The organism is Bacteroidales bacterium, assembly GCA_013314715.1.
Classification (GTDB): Bacteria; Bacteroidota; Bacteroidia; order Bacteroidales; family GWA2-32-17; genus Ch61.
Genome location: JABUFC010000018.1, coordinates 13,923 through 37,070 on the forward strand (window position 1 = coordinate 13,923; position 23,148 = coordinate 37,070).

General features: G+C 31.6%; 16 protein-coding genes and 2 tRNA genes. 10 read left to right on the forward strand and 8 right to left on the reverse strand.

The window, feature by feature from the left end; translation table 11 throughout:
- Positions 1-17: 17 nt before the first annotated feature.
- The 3 genes from HPY79_05710 to HPY79_05720 form a co-directional block, all read right to left on the reverse strand.
- Positions 18-1,877, reverse strand: coding sequence for a sulfatase-like hydrolase/transferase (locus HPY79_05710; protein ID NSW45291.1), 1,860 nt, complete (start codon positions 1,875-1,877; stop codon positions 18-20).
- A gap of 226 nt (positions 1,878-2,103) precedes the next feature.
- Entirely contained in the window at positions 2,104-2,436 is a 333-nt protein-coding gene (locus tag HPY79_05715) for a T9SS type A sorting domain-containing protein (protein NSW45292.1), read from the reverse strand.
- 32 nt (positions 2,437-2,468) lie between these two features.
- The gene (locus HPY79_05720; GenBank protein NSW45293.1) at positions 2,469-3,443 is read right to left on the reverse strand and encodes an adenosine kinase; all 975 of its coding nucleotides are present in this window, start codon (positions 3,441-3,443) and stop codon (positions 2,469-2,471) included.
- Between the two features lie 90 nt (positions 3,444-3,533).
- On the opposite strand from HPY79_05720, the gene HPY79_05725 reads away from it, so the two are divergent.
- Positions 3,534-3,610, forward strand: a tRNA-Asn gene (locus tag HPY79_05725).
- A 208-nt stretch (positions 3,611-3,818) separates the two neighbouring features.
- On the opposite strand, the gene HPY79_05730 is transcribed toward HPY79_05725, so the two are convergent.
- Positions 3,819-3,895: transfer RNA gene (locus HPY79_05730), tRNA-Met, on the reverse strand.
- Between the two features lie 128 nt (positions 3,896-4,023).
- Here HPY79_05730 and HPY79_05735 point away from each other — a divergent pair.
- Together HPY79_05735 and HPY79_05740 are read left to right on the forward strand one after the other, a co-directional pair.
- Positions 4,024-4,875 (forward strand): FKBP-type peptidyl-prolyl cis-trans isomerase, encoded by an 852-nt coding sequence (locus tag HPY79_05735; GenBank protein ID NSW45294.1) that lies wholly within the window; start codon positions 4,024-4,026, stop codon positions 4,873-4,875.
- 40 nt (positions 4,876-4,915) lie between these two features.
- A complete protein-coding gene (locus tag HPY79_05740; GenBank protein NSW45295.1) occupies positions 4,916-6,088 on the forward strand; it encodes an FKBP-type peptidyl-prolyl cis-trans isomerase in 1,173 nt (390 codons plus the stop codon).
- Between the two features lie 65 nt (positions 6,089-6,153).
- Here the strand turns inward: HPY79_05740 and HPY79_05745 are convergent, their stop codons facing one another.
- Positions 6,154-8,292 (reverse strand): tetratricopeptide repeat protein, encoded by a 2,139-nt coding sequence (locus HPY79_05745; GenBank protein ID NSW45296.1) that lies wholly within the window; start codon positions 8,290-8,292, stop codon positions 6,154-6,156.
- Positions 8,293-8,405: 113 nt separating this feature from the next.
- Between HPY79_05745 and HPY79_05750 the strand changes: the two genes are divergently transcribed.
- Positions 8,406-9,506 carry an acyloxyacyl hydrolase gene (locus HPY79_05750; protein ID NSW45297.1) on the forward strand — a complete coding sequence of 367 codons (1,101 nt, stop codon included), beginning with the start codon at positions 8,406-8,408 and terminating at the stop codon, positions 9,504-9,506.
- 99 nt (positions 9,507-9,605) lie between these two features.
- On the opposite strand, the gene HPY79_05755 is transcribed toward HPY79_05750, so the two are convergent.
- Both HPY79_05755 and HPY79_05760 read right to left on the reverse strand, forming a co-directional pair.
- The gene (locus HPY79_05755) at positions 9,606-11,078 is read right to left on the reverse strand and encodes an outer membrane protein transport protein (GenBank protein NSW45298.1); all 1,473 of its coding nucleotides are present in this window, start codon (positions 11,076-11,078) and stop codon (positions 9,606-9,608) included.
- Between the two features lie 26 nt (positions 11,079-11,104).
- Positions 11,105-12,649: a hypothetical protein gene (locus HPY79_05760; GenBank protein NSW45299.1), complete on the reverse strand. Its 1,545-nt coding sequence runs from the start codon at positions 12,647-12,649 to the stop codon at positions 11,105-11,107.
- Between the two features lie 96 nt (positions 12,650-12,745).
- Here HPY79_05760 and HPY79_05765 point away from each other — a divergent pair, with 96 nt between their 5' ends.
- The 6 genes from HPY79_05765 (at position 12,746) to thiL (ending at position 22,128) form a co-directional block, all read left to right on the forward strand.
- Positions 12,746-14,218: a proline--tRNA ligase gene (locus tag HPY79_05765; protein NSW45300.1), complete on the forward strand. Its 1,473-nt coding sequence runs from the start codon at positions 12,746-12,748 to the stop codon at positions 14,216-14,218.
- 92 nt (positions 14,219-14,310) lie between these two features.
- Positions 14,311-15,003: a hypothetical protein gene (locus HPY79_05770; GenBank protein ID NSW45301.1), complete on the forward strand. Its 693-nt coding sequence runs from the start codon at positions 14,311-14,313 to the stop codon at positions 15,001-15,003.
- A gap of 10 nt (positions 15,004-15,013) precedes the next feature.
- Positions 15,014-16,684, forward strand: a complete 1,671-nt coding sequence (locus HPY79_05775) for a Zn-dependent hydrolase (GenBank protein ID NSW45302.1) — start codon at positions 15,014-15,016, stop codon at positions 16,682-16,684.
- 10 nt (positions 16,685-16,694) lie between these two features.
- Positions 16,695-18,605, forward strand: coding sequence for a Zn-dependent hydrolase (locus HPY79_05780; GenBank protein ID NSW45303.1), 1,911 nt, complete (start codon positions 16,695-16,697; stop codon positions 18,603-18,605).
- 40 nt (positions 18,606-18,645) lie between these two features.
- Entirely contained in the window at positions 18,646-21,081 is a 2,436-nt protein-coding gene (locus HPY79_05785) for a TonB-dependent receptor (protein ID NSW45304.1), read from the forward strand.
- A gap of 12 nt (positions 21,082-21,093) precedes the next feature.
- Complete coding sequence (gene thiL, locus HPY79_05790) at positions 21,094-22,128, forward strand: thiamine-phosphate kinase (protein NSW45305.1); 1,035 nt, start codon at positions 21,094-21,096, stop codon at positions 22,126-22,128.
- Here the strand turns inward: thiL and HPY79_05795 are convergent.
- The gene (locus HPY79_05795) at positions 22,125-23,099 is read right to left on the reverse strand and encodes a bifunctional riboflavin kinase/FAD synthetase (protein ID NSW45306.1); all 975 of its coding nucleotides are present in this window, start codon (positions 23,097-23,099) and stop codon (positions 22,125-22,127) included. The genes thiL and HPY79_05795 overlap by 4 nt on opposite strands.
- Positions 23,100-23,148: the final 49 nt, after the last annotated feature.

Below are 23,148 nucleotides of genomic sequence, written 5' to 3' on the forward strand. Positions count from 1 at the left end.
TCTTATTTCGTTTCTTTTTAATGATTCGCAATGGGTAAAGAAAGTAAATTTTCGTGCTTAAGCATGTATTGAAAAACCTGTAAATTACACTTTGCATAAAATTCCATTTCTTTTAGTTTATCCATTTTTTCATTAGAGTAATCGTGTAAATCGTTATTTCTATAATTATATAATTTTGAGTTTCCATTAGGATAAGAAATTAAAAGATATTCATTGTCAAAAACCCCTATTTTATCATCATTGTTAACAAAAATGTAGGGTCGTTTTTCTTTTAATAAATCTATGCCTAAAGTATTATTGATGTATGGAAGTTTTAATACCCCCATAATTGTTGGGAATACATCTATCTGCCCGCCCACATTATCAAATTTTCTTGGCTTATCAATTATTTTAGGAGCATACATAATAAATGGTATATGATGATAATCGATAGATATTTCGTAATTTGTATGAATAGGTGCACCATGATCGGCTATAAAAACAAAGATAGTATTATCGAACCATTTTTTCTTCGATGCTGCATCTAAAAACAATTTGAGCGACCAATCGGCATATTCTACTATTTGCTTTTTAATATCTGTATTATGAGGATGATAATAGTCAGGAATTACATAAGGACCATGATCGCTAGCTGTTAAAAATGCTACAAAAAAAGGCCTTCCCCTTGAATAAAGTTTATCAATAATCGGTAACGAGTATCGAAACATATAATCATCGGGAACACCCAATGTCGATTTTACTTCGTTAGTAGGGTAATCGGTTTGGCTTATTACCTGCTCAAAATCATTCGCCCTTAAAAAACCTTCAACATTATCAAACTGCCCATCGTGTGTAGTAAAGTAGGTTGTGCTGTAACCTTTAGATTTTAAAACACTTGCCATTCCGTAATAACGTACAATTGTTTTTAAATTATGACGATTAAAAATAGATGGAAACGAAAAAAGTGTTCCAAATATCCCATTATGTGTATGAATTCCAGCCGAATAAATATTCTCAAAAAAATAAGATTGTTGCGAAATGCTGTCAAGAAAAGGAGTCAAACCATCCTTATTTCCAAAACACCCCATTTTTGCAGCACTCATGCTTTCCATTATAATAACAACAACGTTTGGTTTCGGTATTAGTAATGTATCGGGACAAATATTACGTGCAATAGGAGAAGAATAAGAGGTATTTTCAATATTCAGCCATTTTTGAACATTTTCAATAGCAATTTTATCGTCAATAAATTGATAAGTTCTATTTTTATTCTCTTCAATATAACTATGAACCAAGGTAAATGTAGGATTTAAGCCAAGTTGATTCAGAAATGCATTATTGCAAAAATAAGCAGTTCCAACCCTAATGGGTGATTTTAGTTGAATACGTCCACGAATACCAAGAATAATAAGACTAATTGAAATTATCGCAATACTTAAATTCAAACCAAATTTTGCATAATAAATAGTTTTTTCTTGCTTAAAAATACGCTTCAATATTTTATAAAAAGCTACTAATAAAACAATAAGCGGAATAGCAATTACAAAATAGCGGGGCTCTTGTATAATCATAGAAAACACAAATCGAGGATTATCCATCCAATCGAAAGCTCGCATCGAAAACCTTGCAAAAAACTGGTTGAAATAAGGTATATCAGCCGCACAAATAATAAATGCAAGACTGAAAAGTATAAATATCCAATAAAATAAAAACTTTTCTATCCAAATTAGCGATTTGCGAAACAATTCCATTGTAAAGAGTAGAACCGCAGGCAATATTATAATATATCCCGAAACAACTAAATCAAAACGTACCCCCATAATAAATGCTTGAAAAATAGTCCATAAACTGTCATATTGTATATCAATACGTTTGATTTCAGATAAAAACAATATCATTCTGAAAATCAAAAATATGATTAGTACGGTTATATAAATTAAAACTATTCTCCGAAGTGTTTGCGAATGCTTAAACATTATATCTTTTCTAATCAAATTAAAAAATAATACTATTTTTAATAATTAAAATGCAAAAGTATAAAAATAATTCAAGCTGTAAATAATATAAAAGTTTAGTAAGATGATTTTTCAACACAAATAAATAATACTTTGCTATTATTAATAATCAAGAATTTACCCTAAACTTTCGGGTAAGGTTAAAATGTGGATTACGAATAATTAAAATATAAACACCTGATTTTAGCCAAGTATTAAATTCAATCATTCTTCCATTGGGCTGAACAACTACAGATTGAATGGAAGTGCCCGTAATATCGTATAATTCTAAGCGATAATTTTCGTTTTCAAAAACAGGTCCTACTACTAAACGTGAGGAAATTTTATCATAATAAGCATTTGCAGCTTCGCTAGATATATTATTTTTCAAACTATCAACAGGTTGTTGAGCCCAAATAGTCGATGTAAAAAAAACAAATGATATGATAAAACATGTTTTCATTCATCGTTTTTTACGCCAATATTTAAATTATGTTACATTTTTTTTGCCAATTCTATAACTTGATTTAACTTTTCTTGAGGAATTTTAGCTCCAATATGCTCTATAACATTACCAGCTAATAATGCAGCAATTTTTCCAGAAGTTTCTATTGGTAATTGATTGCAAAGCCCATATAAAAATCCGGATGCATACCAATCGCCTGCTCCTGTTGTATCAATAGCATTTGCTTTAATAGCCGGTATTTTGTATGTTTGTCCATTATACTTTATGAGCGAGCCTTCTTTTCCTATCTTAACAATAGCATATGAACAATATTCGGCAAGTTCGTTGAGCGATTCTTCGGGCGACTTACCGGTGAAAGCTTTGGCTTCTTCTTCGTTGGCAAAAACAATGTCAACATATTTTTTCATAAACGCTTTGATAAAGTCGAGATTATCTGCAACAATATTAAAACTTGCCAAATCGTAAGAAATAAGCATACCTTTTGCTTTTGCCATTTCTGCTACTTTCAACACCAAATCTCTATTAAAAATTAAGTATCCTTCAATGTGCATAATGGCATACGAATCGAGCCATGAATGATCAATTTCTTCAGGCTTAAGCTCAGCAGCTGCTCCTAAGTATGTAGCAAAAGTTCGTTCTGAATCGGGAGTAATCATAGCAATTGCTTTTCCGGAATTAAGTTCCGACATCGAAAAATAGCATTTAACACCTTGTTGTTCCATATCCGATTTGTAAAACTGGCCTATTTCGTCGTATCCAATTTTGCCAATATATGCCGTCGGAAAATTAAATGAAGCGATACCATACATTGTATTAGCTACACTGCCACCCGATTTTAGCGTTTTTGGAAATTTTTGAGTCAAATTTTCTATCTTTTTTATCGTTTCTTCATCAACTAATTGCATACTTCCTTTTGGAAATTGAATCGTGGTCAACAAATTATCATCTGGCAATATTGTCATGATATCTGTTATTGCATTACCTATCCCTATGATTCCTTTCATGTTACGTAAATTTTAATTTTTTTTTGAATTTTTTTTGCAAAAGTATTTCTTTTTTTCGAGAAAACATTATATCTTTGCACTCGCAAAAATTCCTCAGTAGCTCAGTTGGTTAGAGCACCTGACTGTTAATCAGGGGGTCCCAGGTTCAAGTCCTGGCTGGGGAGCCAAAAATAACAAGGGCTTCAGACAATTTTTGTTTGAAGCCCTTGTTTCATTTGCACACGATTTGCAAAAAAAATATATCAAATGAAAAAGAATAAAATTCTTGAAATTAATCAAAAATAAATATTTATCATTCGTATTATTTTGTGTGCAAATTATATGTAAAATAAAAAAAGGTTTCGGATGTTTATTATCCGAAACCCTTGTTATGGTTGGTAGCGAGAGCCGGGATTGAACCGGCGACCTCATGATTATGAATCATGCGCTCTAACCAACTGAGCTACCTCGCCATCAAAAAATCGGGTGCAAAAATAGAAAAAAATTCTTTATTAAAAAATAACAAGCTTAATTTTGTTAATAATTTAAAACTTTTTTGGCTTTACTAACATATTCATTACCTTTGTTCAAAAAATTGAGTATGAGAAGCTATTTATTATTTTTATTGGCAATATTCTTCCTAAATGCCTGTAAAAATGATAATTTCAAAAATGACGGTAATGGTTTAGAATATAAATTTATTATTTCTAACCCCAATAATCGAATAGCAACTCCTGGCGAAATTATGGAAGTTGTAATGTACTACACAACCGAAAAAGATAGCATTCTATACGATACGCGTGAATTTACCGACAAATTTAAAATTAAAATTAAAAATCCATCGGTTAATGGCGGAACCATAGACGACGGTATTTTATTGATGCACGAAGGCGATAGTGCTATTTTCAAGGTTGATGCGATACGTTTTTATACCGAGACAAAACAAGAAGAAGTTCCAAGCTTTATCAAAAAAGGAGATAAAATCATTTTCTATATTAAAGCATTACAAATATATTCCGTTAAAGAATATTTTGAAAAGAATAAACAACAACAATACATGAACGAAAAAGAAGAACTCGAAGGCTTACAAAATTATCTCAAAATTTCGAATATAAATGCTAAACCTACTGCATCTGGCATATATTATATCGAAAAGAAAAAAGGCTATGGTAAAAAGCCAACCGATACTTCTACAGTAAAAATTCATTATTTAGTTTCTTTTTTAGGAGGCGAAATTTTCGATAATACTTATGAACGTAATGAACCTTTCGAATTTCAACTTGGTAAAAACATAGTAATTCCTGGATTAGAAGAAGGCATTAAACTCATGAACGAAGGAGGTGAAGCTACCTTAATAATCCCTTCAAAATTAGCATACGGAAGTCAACAATACAAAATTATTCCTCCCTACTCTACTATTATTTTTGAAATCAATTTATTAGACGTAAAATAAAAAAACTATATAACAACATCGAACTTTAATTAAATTATATATGAAAACAACCATTTTATTTCTTACATTCAATTTATTAATTTTATTAACATTTGGTCAAATGGAAAATCTAAAAACAACAGCATCCGGATTACAGTATGCTATTTTACAAGAAGGTAAAGGTATTCAACCTCAATCAGGCGACAAGGTTGTGGTTCATTATGTAGGTAAACTAATGAACGACACTGTATTTGATAGCTCATACAAACGAGGCGAACCTTTTAGCTTTAATTTAGGCGAAGGTAGAGTTATTAAAGGCTGGGACGAAGGCATTGCTCTATTACACGAAGGCGACTCTGCATTATTTATTATTCCCCCCCATTTAGGCTATGGCAATAGAGCGATAGGTCCTATTCCTGCAAATTCAACCTTAAAATTTATTGTTCAGTTAGAAAAAGTAATCCCGGCTCCTAAAATCGAACCTTTTGACATAAAAGGAAAACCCGAAGAAACATCACCAAGCGGTCTAAAAATAATACGTATTAACAAACTAGATAAAAATGCCATCAAGGCACAAAGTGGAGACAACGTTGAAGTTCATTACACTGGTTATTTTGAAGATGGTAAAATTTTTGATTCATCGGTGCGTCGTGGCGAACCCATTCAATTTACACTTGGCAAGGGACAAGTAATAAAAGGATGGGAAGAAGGCATTTCAATGCTTTCGGTAGGCGAAAAAGCTCGTTTAATAATACCTTATCAACTAGCTTATGGCGAAAATGGTCGTCCTCCTGCCATTCCAGCTAAAGCTAATTTAATTTTTGACGTTGAACTTATTAATGTTCATAAGCCTGTAACCCCTGTTGCTTTTGATACAAAAGGGAAAGACACTATTAAAACAGCTTCAGGCTTAAAATATATTATTGTTCAAAAGGCAGATAAAAATGCACCACAAGCTCAAAATGGAAAAACAGTTAAAGTTCATTATACCGGATACTTTGAAGATGGAAAAATATTCGATTCGTCGGTACAACGCGGCACTCCTTTTGAATTTAAATTAGGTGCTGGCATGGTAATTAAAGGCTGGGACGAAGGTGTTGCTTTAATGCATGTGGGCGAAAAAGTTCGGTTTATTATTCCATATCAACTTGCTTATGGCGAAAATGGATATCCTGGTGCTATTCCACCTAGAACAAATCTTATATTTGATGTAGAATTAATTGAAGTTAAATAATAAAATTCTAAATATAAAGAGCTAAACCATATAAATTGAAAGGTTTAGCTTTTTTATTTATAAACCTAATTATTTATACGAACACCCATTACACAAATATCATCAATCTGCTCAAAGCTTCCTTTCCAATTATCAAAATAAAAGTGTAGATGTTTTTTTTGTTCTTCCATTGAATAGGTTTGAACGGATAAAAGCATCTTTTTAAAAGGTTTATATTTTAATTTTTTTCCATGTTCACCTCCAAATTGGTCGGCATATCCATCTGAAAATATATAAAGTGTATCTTCTGGCTCTAATTGTATTTCGTTACATGTAAAATTTTTATGCGAAATAAATGCCCCAATAGGTTGACTATCTCCTTTTATTTCAAACAAAATATGAGTATCAGATTCTTCAAATTTATTAACTATAAATTCATTATTTTTATTTTTTTCTCTAATCACGTACAATGGATTATTAGCACCGGCATATTTGAGCATTCTAGTTTTTGTATTTAAAGCACATAAAGCAATATCCATTCCGTCTTTAATTTCTTGTTCGGATGTATGTAATGCTTGCTGAACCAAAATATTGAGTTTATCTAAAATTTCTCCTGGTTCGATTATATTATATTCCTTAATTACTTGATTTAAGCTATTATAACCCACAATACTCATAAAAGCACCCGGTACACCATGTCCGGTACAATCAACCACAGCGAATAAAATAGTATCGCCTACTGGCATAAACCAATAAAAATCGCCCGAAACAATATCTTTAGGTTTATAAAACACAAACATTTCTTTAAGATACTTATTCATATATTGAGGCAAAGGCAATATGGCTTCTTGTATTCTCTTTGCATAAGTGATACTAGCTAAAATATCTTGGTTCTTTTGCTCAATAATATTTTTCTGATGTGTAATCTCCTCATTTTGTTCCGATAATAAAATATTAGCACGCTTTTTTTCTCGGTAGCTCCTTAAAATAACTACAGATAAACTTAAAATTAATAAAATAACAATTATGGCAGCATAAATAAGAATGGATTGTTGCTTAATTTTACTATTAGCTATTTGTATATCTTTTTCACGCTTTTCGGCTTGAAATTGCTCTTGAAGCTTTGCCACTATTTTTGCACTATTTTCATTAAATAATTTTTCACTCATAGCTTGATACTTACGAAAAGCTTCATAAGCTTGTTTATAATTTCCCATATCGGCATACAACTCTGACAATACATCGTAAGCCCTTATTAAACCTTCTTTATTCCCTAATTCATTAGCTAATTTAACAGCATTTAAGGCACTTTCAATAGCTAACTGATACATTTTTTTCTTTTGATATAAAACTGCTAAAGAAGTATAAGTACTTACTAAACCTATTTTATCATCTATTTCTTTTTTTATTTCAATCGATTTCAAATAATATTTTTCAGCAGTAGTAAAATCTTTTTTTCCATAATAACAATTAGCAATATTTAAATAAGAAGTAGATATTCCATATTGTGATGCAAGTTCTTCATAGAATTTTAGCGACAAATTAAAGTAAATTAAGGCAGAGTCGTATTTTTTTTTATTTAAATCGGAAGCAGAATAAATTAAACCTAAATTATTATAAACGGTAGCTAAACCCATAGGGTTGTTAAGTTCTTTAACCAGTGATAAAGAGTGCAAAAAATTTTTTAATGCCATTCCATAATTTCCCTGATAGTAATATATTAATCCTATACTATTGTAACTAGAAGCAATTCCTTTTTTATCTTTTATTTTTTCTCTTATTTTAAGACTCTCTATATAATAACTTAAAGCTTTGTCATAATCTGAAGTCTTTTCATAAACTCTTCCTATGCTATTTTTAACATCTGCTATATTTTTAATACTATCTAAATTTTGATAATAATTAAGCGCTTCATTGTAATAATCAATTGCTTTTTTAAACTCACCCATGTATTCATATTTCTCTGCTAACACTAAAGAGTATTTTGCTGCAAATTTTTCGTTTTTTTGATTTTTACTTCTATTTAATGCTTCTTTGGCAAATTTTATATAAAGTTTATCGTTTCTATCATAAAGTGCATTTAATAATTCTTCATAAGCTAATAAAGAAACACTATCATCTTTATGCTGAATAATAACCCGTAAAAGACTGTCAACTTTTACAGCATATGAATATGAAAATATGAGACAAACAAACAAACAAACAAAACTAAATCGCTTTAACATATACAGTTTAATTTTTCAAAAATACAAATCTTTATTCATTTATTTGATTAAGTTTAAAATATTTTTTATTCCTATAATGTTTCTATTTCTTTCTCATGTATATTTGCAAAAATATGAAAAGACAAATAAGGCTCATATGGTTTTTGCTTATCTTTTCGAATTTATTTTCGCAAACTAATTCTACTTATTTGTATAGTTTTTCTTTTCATCGTGGTTTTATTTTTCCACATCGTCCTTCATTAGCATATTTTATTAACCAGCATATTTCAGAATATAATCTAGAATGCTTAAAACAATTAAACGATTCATCAAAATGGCACCTCCATTATCGTTTCCCTTATTGGGGTGGAGGTATTTATTATTCTAATCTCAAAAACGACTTATATACCGGAAAAGTATATGCCATCTATTCAAAAGTTGATATTTCAATATGGGCTAAGAAAAAATTTATGATTCACTACTCCATGGCTACTGGATTAGCTTATTTAACTAATCATTTTAATATATCCGACAATTATTATAACATTGCCATTGGCTCTTCATTAAATGCCTATATCAATTTTGGCATATACTACAGTCATAATATTGAAAAATTCCGTTTTTCATCGGGTGTTTCATTTACGCACTACTCTAATGGATCATGGAAAAAACCTAATCTTGGTTTCAATATTCCGGCATTATTTATAAATATAGGATATCACTCCTCGCCACCACATGTATTTAATCATCAAATAAAATTAAAACAAAACTATAAATCGTTTTTACAATATGACATTATGCTTTCTATTGGTAAAAGGCAAAACTATCCTGCCGATCCAAACCATTATATTGTTAACAATTTAGCATTTACACTCGAGAAAATGGTATCGAATAAAAGAAAATGGGGCTTAGGAATGGATATTTTTTACGATCCCTCTATTCCTATACGCCATCAAGAAATTCCTAATTTTAATCAATATACACCCTATATAAGAGGGGGTATAAGGTTATCGCACGACTTAATTTTAAACCAACTTTCAATCACTTTTCAAACAGGAAGCTATGTTTACGACCCTTTTTTACCCGACGGCTATATTTATAGTAAAGTAGGTTTAAGATATAATATTAATAGTTGGTTAAGAGCTAATTTACTCCTTAAATCTCATTTTTTTAAAGCCGATGTTATTGAATTTGGAATATCGACTTACCATAACCTTAAAAACAAAAATCATTAATATAATTAACATTATTTCAATTATTTAAATAAAAAAACAGCGTATTAAAATACGCTGTTTGGTGTTTAATAATTATTTTCAATTTTACATACAAAAATTTTAAAATCTAAAACCCAAAGTGGCAATCATGCCATAATTGTTATTAGTTAATGAAACAGCATTGTTTGTAACAATGGATGGATCGTATAAATAATATTTTTCTTTTTGCGTAGAATACAAAAATCCTAAATCAAAATAACTATAATCTCCCTTTATACCAAATCCTATTGAATATATTGTTTTATCAGCATTGGCATTAACTTGATTAGATTCATAGGGGCTTTGATAGTAACTATACCCTCCCCTTATTAAAAAATCAGATAAACGTAACTCTACTCCAGCTCTAATATTTCCAACTGGTCTATATGCTTTTTCAATTACACTATTTTCAATATCAAAGCCATAAGAATTAGAATATAATCGTGCCATTGAATAATCAACATATTCATATTCTAAAGCTACATTTACAAAAGGCACTTTTTGTTCATCAGTTGAATTATAAACTACAAATCCTATGCTCGCAATGGCTTTAAAAGGTGTTGTCAATTCATAATCAAACAAGCCTTGTTTAGATTTAATTTCCTTTCCATCGCCATGTAAATTATCATTAAATGATGACTTGATTGAACTACTATAACTATCTGTCAAATTAAAGAATGTGGAAGTATGCATTGCTAATCCCAAACGGAACCAATGAACAGGAGTGTAAATCATTCCAAACTTAAAATTAAAGCCTGAGCCCGTAGTTTTTAGTTCTTTATTGAAATCGAAATAATTGAATGATGGAATGGTATCTTTATCGTCCTTTTCTGAATAATATGAAAATTCTCGATAACGAACCGATTGAATACCCATGCTCATACCTATAAACAGTTGATCTTTATAATTTCCAGAAATAGCAAATAAATACTCACCCATTCCTCCTTTAGTATTAATGGTCTTTGTTTGCTTTTCGCCATAATTTGCGAATGCTGTTTTATATAAATTTGTTCCGTTAGTATCCGGATCAATAATATAAGCATCCCAAGCTAATCCTTCGTTAAATCCATCTAATTCATCTACCTTCTTGCCATTTGCTAGAGCTGCAAAATAATCAGTCATCGAAGACTGATTATTATACCCATCAATACTTACTATACGTGAAAAATCATTTAATCTATTGTATGCAAAAGCAAACGAAACCGACTTCCAATCTGTTTCTTGACCATTATTATGATTTAAAACAAAACCTATATTTCTTTGAAAATGATATCTGAAATTATCTCTTGTGGTATTATTATATAAGGCACTGGATCGATTCAAAGCAAAATAGGGTGATATTGTAATTTCAGAGCCTTTATATTTACCTAATACTGCTGGATTTATAGATATAGCCGACATATCAGCAGCTAATGAGCTAAAAGCCCCTCCTGTCGACATAAATCGTGCTGTACCCATATAATAGTTCTGCGAATAACGCAAAGCATCAACTTCATTTTGAGCCACCATTGAAATTGATATGCTTATAAATAAAATTACCAATATCTTTTTCATATTCGAAAGTTTTTAAAGGTTTATATTTAACGACGACGACCACCACCTGAAGTACTACTTGAACTGCTACTTCTTGAATTACCAGAATTATGACTTGGTTGAGAGAACGAAGGCGTATGCGTTCTGCTGGGCTGAGAATACGAAGGACTGTGCGAAGGCTGAGAATGTGATGGAGCATTATTTCTTGAAGGTTGAGGAACTACTTCACGATTATATGAATTATTTTCTGGTCTTCTATATTCGATAGAATTATTTTCTCTTTGCGGCTGAGAATAAGTAGGCCTACTATTATTGGGCATTTCGTTTATAGTGCGATTGGGGCGTTCGTTTGAAGGAGGAAACGATGATTGAGAAGGTCGACTTATGCCATCATTTGTTTCAGGACGTGAGTATGTTGGACGAGCATTTGAAGGTTCAGCTAACTGGGGTCTATTATTTATGGGGCGATCGTCTAAATTATTTAATGAAGGTTGATTAGGACGAGAATTAGAAGGTTCGGATATCTGTGGTTTATTGTTCAATGGACGATTATTCGATGGTTCTGCACCAACAGAAGGTTTAACTGGTCGTTTATTGCCATCAGAACCGGATTGCTCATTTATAGTAGGGGTTCTTCCATTTAAAGGCTTCTGTTCAAAACCAGTTGAAGGTTGACGTTGTGCTGGTTCAATACCTTGATTAGTTGTTACGGGTTTTCTACTATTATCTTGTATACCATTAGGATTTTGCTGAATATTTGCAGGTCTAGTTGAATTAGCAAAAGTTGGTCGACTTAATACTTCATTATGAGTTTGCTGATGATAATTACTTACAAAACTATTGTAAGGATCTCTTCCTCTGGAACCACTCGATGAACCATCGCCTCTATGACCATAAAAAGTACCATCGTGACTATTGTAGTAGAAATTATGGGCATATGCATCGTAATATCCATCCCAATATCCATTCCAATAACCATCATGATAACCATTCCAATAGCCATGATGATAACCGTGATGATAACCATACCATCCATAACCATAGTATCCTGCATAATAATAATATGGGTGATAGCCCCAAAAAGGATGATACCAAGGATAATAAAAACCTACTGCATAATAAGATGGATAATAATAATATTGATAAAAAGGCCACCAATGGAATCCAAAATAAATACTAATACCCCAATCCCAAGGGTCATAAGTATACCAATAAGTATTAGTATAATACGAATCGTAATAACCACAACCTATATAAGGATCGTGAAATCGGCGTAAACGAGCTGAATATTCATAATCATAATAATCATCCTTATCAAATGAATAATAATTATTCGTTACGTATTTTTCTTGCGAATCGCTGCTGGTATTTTTTTCAACATTGGCATCGCTGGTTGACATATTCGATTCATTATTTTGATAATAAGCATCGCTTGAATTTGTTGTTTTTTCAGGAGTTGCAACAGTTTCATGCGATGAGACAGACGGCGAGCTATAAATATCGTCGCTGTATATAGCCGATACATGCTTTGTTGAAGAACAACTCATGAGTCCTAAGACTACGGCTGCCGATAATAATAATTTTGTTTTCATGGATAGAACCTCCTATCTGTTTTATTGTGTAAAAATACTAATTTTGCATCAATTTTTTAATATGATTTACAAATACTATACCAAAACTAGAAAAATATGGCAAAAGTTTTAACTCCCAAAGAACAAGATTATGCTCAATGGTACAACGATTTGGTACTAAAAGCAGACTTAGCAGAAAATTCGTCGGTACGTGGTTGTATGGTTATCAAACCCTATGGATATTCGATATGGGAAAAAATACAACAAACATTAGATAAAATGTTTAAAGAAACAGGACATGTAAATGCCTATTTTCCACTATTTATTCCGAAATCTTTTTTTAGTAAAGAAGCCAGCCACGTAGAAGGTTTCGCAAAAGAATGCGCAGTTATAACCCATTATAGATTAAAAAACGATCCTAAAGGCAAAGGTGTAATTGTAGACGAAGGAGCTAAACTCGAAGAAGAGCTAATTGTTCGTCCTACATCTGAAACCATTATTTGGAATACTTATAGAAACTGGATACAATCATACAGAGACCTTCCATTACTTATAAACCAATGGGCGAATGTAGTTCGCTGGGAGATGCGAACACGTCTTTTTTTGAGAACAGCTGAATTTTTATGGCAAGAAGGGCATACGGCTCATGCCACAAAAGAAGAAGCCATGGCAGAAGCTCAACAAATGATAAATGTTTATTCAAAATTTGCAGAAGAAACGCTGGCAATACCCGTAATAAAAGGAGCTAAATCTGAGAATGAACGATTTGCTGGCGCACTCGAAACCTTTACAATTGAAGCAATGATGCAAGACGGCAAAGCCCTCCAAGCGGGCACATCACATTTTCTGGGACAAAATTTTGCCAAAGCGTTTGATGTTAAATTTCTTAGCTCTGAAGGCAAACAAGAATATGTTTGGGCAACCTCATGGGGTGTTTCGACTCGACTTATTGGAGCCGTGATTATGGCCCATAGCGACAACAATGGTCTTGTTTTGCCACCTAAAATTGCTCCTCTCCAAGTCGTCATTGTACCCATATATAAAAGTGATGAAGAACGCACTAAAGTTTGTCAAGAAGGCGAAAAAATTTTTAATGAAATTAAAGCTGCAGGAATTTCGGTAAAATTTGATGATAGAGATACCCACAAGCCAGGATGGAAATTTGCCGAATATGAATTAAAAGGAGTTCCTATAAGAATTGCCATAGGACCTAAAGATATTGAAAACAATACTATAGAAGTAGCTAGAAGAGACACCTTAGAGAAAAGTATTGTGAACAGAAATGAATTATTAAACCATATTACTTCACTCATCGAAGAAATTCAAAAAAATATCTACCAAAAAGCTCTAACTTTTAGAAATGAACATACCTACCAAGTTGATACATATGAAGAATTAAAATCAAAAATTGAAAATGGAGGCTTTTTTATGGTTCACTGGGACGGCACAAAAGAAAGCGAAAAAGTATTAAACGAAGAGCTAAAGGCAACTATTCGTTGTATTCCTTTTGATTCTATAAAAGAAAATGGCAAATGCATTATTTCAGGAAAACCCTCTACTCAAAGAGTATTAGTAGCTAAAGCCTACTAAATATAAGCTGAATATTTTTAATAACTAAATTGAATAGTTAAGTTTTTTTTTATTAACTTTATGGCTTGAATAATTCTTAATCAAAAGACTTAATGAGCTCAACCATTTCTAAAACCAAATCGTTAATAATTAACACTTTATCAGAAAAATCTCTGGTTAAGCGATTGGTTTTAGAAGCGTACAAAGAAAGCTTCGAATTATTCAAAAATGCTATAATTCAATTAACTCAAGAATTAAATTCTGAATTTAAAAACAAATCGGTAGAACATGAGATAGAATACAATATTGGAAATTCACACATTGAGCTATACTTTGGCACTGAAGTTATTGTATTTAGTTTTCAGAACTCAATTTTTGAAATAGACAAAGGGCATTCTATCTGGTCTCATTCGTATATTCAAGACCACCCACTTAATTCATATGTTGGGATTATTCATGTTTATAATTTTTTACGCGATTCATACAAAAACAATCAAAATGAAGATTTAGGCTATTTGATTGCTCGCATTTTCGTAAACCAAGAAAAACATTATTTTGTTGAAGGCAAACGACAATTAGGTTTTTTATATAACGATTTTTCAACCAATGTAAGCTCAACTGAAGATTTTAAAAAAATTATTGAATCGTCTATACTCTATTGCCTCGATTTTGATATGTTAGTTCCACCCTACGAAGACGTTAGCATTATTAGTGTAGAACAAATAAAAATGATTATTAGTAAAGCCAAATTTCAATCGGCGAAACGATTAGGATTTCAATTTTATAAAAATGACACCACAGTTTAAAAATATAAATATGAAAAAGATAAAAGTATTATTAGTAGTCGGGATGGTTTCAATTACCATGTTTTTTTCGTGCACAAATACAACTACTGAAAACAATAGCATTTCAACCGATACTGTTAGTAAGCCTAAACTTACTATTAAAGATCGTTTAAATCAGTATGCAACTTTCCCACTTGTAGTAGATTTAAGTTCATATAGTGAGCAAGAAAAAGAAATGCTTAGTTATTTAATAGATGCTTGTAAAATTATAGATGAAATTTTCTGGCGTCAAGCCTACGGCGATAAAGACACATTGTTTAAAAAAATTAAGACTGAAGAAGAAAAAGAATTCTGCATAATAAACTATGGACCATGGGATAGAATTAACGACAACGAACCTTTTATTGAAGGAGTTGGCAAAAAACCTTTAGGAGCAGGTTTTTATCCTCCCGATATTAAATACTTCCCATTTATCGATATGAAATTTGAAGATAAATTAAGTATGTACACCGTAATAAAACGTGCTGAAGATGGCTCATTATATACCGAGCCTTATCATGTAGCATACAAAGATTTACTTACAAAAGCCGCCGATTATTTAAAGAAAGCTGCACAAAAATCACCCGATAAAGCTTTTGCAAATTATTTAAATAAACGAGCCGAAAGTTTACTTACCGATGATTATTATTCAAGCGATATTTTGTGGGTTGATTTAAATTCAAAATACGATTTAGAAATAGGTCCCTATGAATTTGAAGAAGATAAATTTATTAATACCAAAGCTGCCTACGAAGCCTATTTAATGATAAAAGATATTGAATGGAGTAAAAAATTTGAATCCTATTCATCGCATCTGCCCGAAATTAAAAACAGTTTTTCTATTCCAGAAGACTATAAAAAACAAATTGTTTTAGCCAATACCAATATTGGTGTTTTTGATGCTATATACTATGCAGGATGGCCCAATGCCGGTCCTAAACAAATATCAACCAATCGCCCTAAAGATGGCAGAATTTTAATGGAAAAAGGTAGTCGAAAGCTACAGTTCAAAAACAGTATGAAAGCAAAATTTGATAAAATATTAAAGCCCATAGCCGATGTTATTATAGCAAAAGAACAACGTACTAATGTTAAATTTGAAGGTTTTTTTATTAACAATGTAACCTACGAAATTGCCGACGCTATAATGGTTAAAACAACTGTAAATGGCAAAGGTCCTGTGAAAGATGCACTAAAAGATTACTTCCCTACCATAAATTCATTAAAAGCCGATATACTTAATATGTACATACTTTCAAAACTACAAGAGATGAAAGTTATAACAGATGCTACCTTAGAAGATAATTATGTTATTTTTGTTGCCAATATAATACGTTCTGTTCGTTTTGGTGCTGCATTTGCTCAAGGTTCTTCAAACATCATTGCATTTAATATGTTATATAAAATGAAAGCTTTTGAACGCGATGATGCAACAGGTACATACAAAGTAAATTTAGAAAAAATGAAAGAAGTTATTGGCAAAATTTCAAAAGATATTCTTACCGTTCTTGCCGAAGGCGACTACCCCACTGCCAAATCTTGGATTGAAATTTATGGCACCATGTCGCCCGAACTTCAAAAAGATATTGAAAAAATCAGCAAATCTGGAATACCTATCGATATTAAATTTGAACAAGGTAAAGAAGTTTTAGGTCTAAAATAATAACAAGCTTATGAAAAATATTGCACCTTTCGTTACTTTATTAGTAATGATACTATTTTCGTGTTCAGAAAATAAAAATGAATCGGTTGATATGAACCAAACATATTACGGTAGCTACTTTATCATGAATAATGATAATAAAATGATTGAAAATGATATAAATGTTATTATTCAAAAAGATAGCATCCAACTTTTTGAAAACGATTCTTTAATTCTTCATCAAAAATTCCAAATAAATAAACAAAACAACGATACTATTCAACTGAATATACCTCAACAGCCATTTGAAATAAAATATATAAAATCGAACCATAGTTTAATTGTAAAAGGATACAACAACAATAATTTTACTCTTTTAACTTATTCTGACCTTATGAAGAAAAAAGTTGATGAGTATGCTGTAGTAAAGTTGACAGCCAATATTAGCCATTTAAGTGAAAAAGACAAAGCATTACTCAACAAACTTTTTGATATCGCCCCCATAATGGACGAATTATTTTGGGAACAAGTTTGTCCACAAAAAGACAGTTTATTAAACTCCATTTCTGACGAAAATGCTAAACGCTTTTTTATTATCAATTATGGGCCATACGAACATCTTCGAAATAATAAACCATTTATAGATGGTGTTCCTCCACATTCAGACAGAATGACTTTCTATCCACAAGATATGACCGTAGATGAATTTGAAAAATGGAATAATCCCGATAAAACAAACTGGTACACTATTATTCGCAGAAACGACAAAGGCGAACTCATAAGCATACCTTATTCTGAATTTTATAAAGAAAAATTAAGCAAAGCAGCACAAATGCTAGATGAAGCTGCAACACTTTCTGAGAATAAATTATTTGCTAATTACTTAAAAGAAAAAGCCCAATCGTTCCGCACCAACAACTACTTTCCAAGTGATATGGCATGGATGGATTTAAAAGATAATACACTCGATTTTGTTATTGGTCCTACCGAAAGCTATAACGATGGATTGTTTGGTTATAAAACATCTTTCGAATCGTTTATACTTCTAAAAGATATAGAATGGAGTAAAAAGCTTGCTCATTTTGTTGAATTATTACCTCAAATTCAGTCAAATCTTCCTGTTGATGAAGCTTACAAACAAGAAAAACCAGCAAAGAACAACGATTTAGGTGTATATGAAGCATTGTATTACGCTGGCGATTGTAATGCCGGTAGTAAAACTATAGCCATAAATCTCCCAAACGACAAAAAAGTAAACGAATTGAAAGGCAGCCGAAAACTTCAACTAAAAAATATCATGCAAGCAAAGTTTGAACATATACTAAAACCTATTGCACAACAAGTTATTGACGAAAGTCAATTAACTAATATTAATTTTGACGCTTTTTTTGAAAATGTAATGTTTCACGAAGTTGCTCACGGCTTAGGTATTAGTAAAACCATAAAAGATAAAAAATTAGTTACCGATATTTTAAAAGACACCCATACATCACTCGAAGAAGCAAAGGCCGATATTGTTGGTTTATATATTGTAACATGGTTATACGACCATAAGCAAATAACCGAACATGCATTATTAGATAACTATGTTACCTTTTTAGCCGGCATTTTCCGTTCAGTTCGTTTTGGTGCATCGAGCGCCCATGGAAAAGCCAATATGATTGAATTTAATTATTTAAACGAAAAAGGTGCCTTTGTTTTTAATGAACAAAAAGGGAAATACACCGTTCAACTAAATAAAATGCGTGAAGCTGTGGCTAGCTTAGCTAATTTAATTCTCACCACTCAAGGCAATGGCGATTACATAGGTGCAAAAGAAATTCTAAAAAATATGGCAGTTGTAAAACCACAATTACAAAATAGTTTGTCTAAAATAGCAGCAGCTGGTATTCCACGTGATATTGTCTTTGAACAAGGTAAACATTTGCTTGGATTACAATAATTGAACACATAACACGTTATTGCAAAATAATCAATCCATAATGAAGCTTATTGTAAGCATTATTTTTATTTTATTTAATATCGTTGTACTTGCCCAACCATATTTACTTAAAGGAAAAATAACAAACAAAGATTACCAAGCACTCGATAATGTAAACATATTTATAAAAGAAACACCTAATGTAGGTACTAGCACTGACATAAAAGGTAATTTTGAACTTAAAATTAAAGATGCAGGCACCTATACATTAAAATTTTCACACTTAGAATATATAGATACCACCATTATAGTTAACATTCCTAATATTACTTTTTTAAGATTAATTTTACAAGAAAAAATAGAAAATTTGCCACAGCTCACCGTTAATGCAAATCAAAACAAAGAAAACAATATCGAAAAATTAAATCCTAAATTAGTAAACATTATACCCGACGCTTCAGGTGGTATTGAAGCTACACTAAAAACGATGCCAGGTGTTAGCAAAACCAATGAACTAAGTTCGCAATATTCGGTTAGAGGTGGTAATTTCGACGAGAACCTCGTTTATGTTAACCAAATAGAAGTATATCGTCCAACTCTTATTCGTAGCGGTCAACAAGAGGGTTTAAGTTTTGTAAACCCCGATATGGTATCAAATATCTACTTCTCAGCTGGTGGTTTCGATGCTAAATATGGTGATAAAATGTCTTCGGTACTTGATATTCAATACAAAAAGCCCATTCAACACGGGGCACATTTTACTGCTAGCCTATTAGGCACATCATTTACTCTGGAAAACAGCAGTAAAAACCATCGTTTCACTCATATTAGCGGGTTTCGTTATAAAACTTCGCAATATTTATTAAATTCTCTTGACACAAAAGGCGATTATAAGCCACGTTTTTTTGACTATCAAACATATATTACCTACGACATAAACGAAAACAACGAATTAAGCTTTTTAGGCAACATTGCACAAAACCATTATCGCTTTATTCCACAAACCCGCGAAACCTCGTTTGGTACAATCGACGAAGCATTAAAATTAAAAATCTATTTTGATGGCCAAGAAAGCGATAAATACACTACTTCGCTGGGAGCCATTTCGTTAACTTCACGCCCATCGGAAAAAACAAAGTTATCATATACAATTTCTGTCTATTATACAGACGAACAAGAACGATACGATATACTAGGACAATATTTTTTAAATGAGCTCGACAAACAACTAGGCTCTAATTCTATGGGCGATAGTTTGATGAATATTGGAGTTGGTACTTTTTTAAATCATGCACGAAATTATTTAACATCAACTATTTTATCGCTTCAACATACAGGTTCTCAAAAGTTAGATGACAATAAAATAATTATATGGGGAATTAATGGACAACATGAAAAAACAAACGATAATTTACATGAATGGGTAATGATAGACTCAGCAGGGTACTCTATTCCTTATACCGACTCTATTGTGGGCATTTACTCATTAATTTACGGGAAAAACCAACTTCAGCAAACAAAAGCTTCAGCTTTTGCACAATATTCAAATAAAATTAATTTCGACAGCACGTCTTTATCTTATACCTTTGGCATTAGAACAACCTACTCCAGTTATTCTGATCAAATTTTATTAAGTCCAAGAGCATCGTTTATATTTCATCCCAACTGGCGAAGAAACATAAATTTTAAATTTTCTACAGGATATTATTATCAACCACTTTCGTATAAGGAAGTTCGTTTAATCAATGGTGCTATAAATTATCATTTAATTGCACAACAAAGTATTCATTTTGTTTTAGGTAGCGACTATAATTTTACAGCTTGGAATCGTTCATTTCGTTATATCAGCGAATTGTTTTACAAACGATACAATCATTTAATTCCTTACCAAATCGAAAATGTACGAATTCAGTATTTAGGTCATAATAATGCGATTGGTTATGCTGTTGGCTTAGACATGAAAGTAAATGGTGAATTTGTTCCGGGTGTAGAATCGTGGGTTAGTTTATCCTTATTAAAAACCCAAGAAGATATTATAGACGATTTTTATTACAAAAATATCGATGGTCAATTTACACGCGTTGAACCCGGTTATATTCCTAGACCAACGGATCAACTCATCAATTTAGGTTTGTTTTTTCAAGATTACTTACCCATGGACCCTACTTATACCATGCAACTTAGTTTATTATTCGGCAGTGGGCTCCCTTTTGGACCTCCCAAATCTGAACGCTACGAAGCAACCTACCGTATGCCCCCTTATCGACGAGTAGATATTGGATTTTCAAAAATTTTAAAATCCCCAGAACAAGAAATAAATTATGGCATCCTAAAATATTTTGATAAACTCTGGATTGGTTTAGAGGTTTTTAATTTACTCGATATTGACAATACCATTTCTTATCAATGGGTTAGCGATATCAGAGGGCACGAATACGCGGTCCCCAATTATTTATCATCTCGACGTTTAAATATAAAGATAATTGCATCTTTTTAAAAAAGAATTATTATGGAAAAAACTCCTATTTCTAAACTTGGCGAATTTAAATTGATTGAACATCTTACAAAAGACACACCCCATTTTCATAAAGAGACCCTAAAAGGCATTGGCGACGATGCTGCTGTAATTTCGGTATCAAAAGGGAAAAAAATATTAGTTACTACTGATTTATTAGTAGAGGGCATTCATTTTAATTTAGTATATACTCCATTAAAACACTTAGGCTATAAAGCTGTTGCGGTTAATTTATCTGATATTGCTGCCATGAATGGTACTCCTAAGCAAATAACAGTATCGATAGCCATATCTTCTAAATTTTCAGTTGAATCTTTAGAAGAGCTATATGCTGGTATTTATGCTGCTTGTAATAAATATAATGTAGACCTGATTGGAGGCGATACTACTAGCAGCCTAACCGGCATGCTAATTTCGATAACTGCTATTGGTGAAGCATCAGAAGATGAAATTGTATATAGAAACGGAGCAAAAATAGATGATATGATATGTGTTTCTGGCGATTTAGGTGCCTCATATTTAGGACTACAATTACTCGAACGCGAATATAAAATGTTTAAAGATAATCCTAAGGTTCAGCCCGATTTTAGTGGAAAAGATTATTTATTACAACGACAATTAAAGCCAGAGCCGCGTTTTGATATTTTAAAAATATTCAAAGAAGCTGGAATTAAACCCAACTCAATGATAGACATTTCGGACGGTTTAAGCTCTGAATTAAATCATATATGCAAACAATCGAATGTGGGCGCTAAAATATATAATCATAAGATCCCTATCGATGCTATAACAGCTTTAACTGCTGAAGAATTTAATATGTCGCCTGAAACAGCAGCATTACACGGTGGCGAAGATTATGAATTGTTATTTACCGTTTCGCCCGAACATCTTAATAAACTTTTAAATATAAAAGACATTAGCATATTAGGTCAAATAACCGAAGCACATGAAGGCATAAAATTAAAACTGCAAGGTGGTAGTGAAGTAGATTTAGCTGCAAAAGGATGGTTAGCATTTGGTGAACCTTAATCTAAACAATGAAACAAATTACTTTTAATATTTTCCCAAATAGTATGTTGTTCAAATAATCGAAGTGCATGTTTTATATCTTTTTCTATATGCTTTTTTAAAGTATCGAGCGAATCGAATTTAATATCGTCTCGTAATCGTTCCATAAAGAAAACTGTAATAACTTTATCGTATAAATTATCATTAAAATCAATAATATGTACTTCCATAGATAATTGTTTTTGCGAAATATTTAAAGTTGGGCGATAACCAATATTTAATACGCCTTTATAAAAATGACCATTAATATCAACCCAAACTGCATATACCCCAGGCATGGGTATAATTTTTTCGCTCTCTGAAATATCTAAATTTGCCGTTGGAAAACCTAATTTTCGTCCAATTTTTAAACCATCGATAACTTTAGCCATGTAAATATAAGGATAGCCTAACATTTTATTTGCTTCGTATAAATTTCCATTTTCGAGTGCATTTCTGATTTTAGTTGAACTAATAGTAATTGTATTGATTTGTAAAGCATCTATACGATGTAAGTTAAAATGGTATTTCAATGCTAATTGTTTTAAAACATCAAAACTACCTTCTCTGTCTTTACCGAACTGATGATCGTATCCAATTACAAGGTCTTTCAATGATAATTGTTTTAGCAAATGTTCTTCAATAAACTCTTGAGCTGTTTTTTGAGCAAATTCTTTACTAAACTCTTGAATAAAAACATATTCTATTCCGTATTTTTCGAGTAAATATATTTTTTCGGCCTGACTATTTATATTTTTAAACTCGCCTTTGCCAAGCACTTTTCTTGGATGTGGAAAAAACGTATATACAACGGCCTGGCAATTATTACTTTTTGATAATTGTTTACAATATTCTAAAACCGCTCTATGCCCAGAATGAACTCCATCGAAAGTTCCTACCGTTACTACTGAACAATCGAGAAAAATATTATCGCTAGATTGAATAATCTTCACGTTAAAAATCTTTAAAAGTGCAAAGTTAGCATTAAAATAGTCTCATATA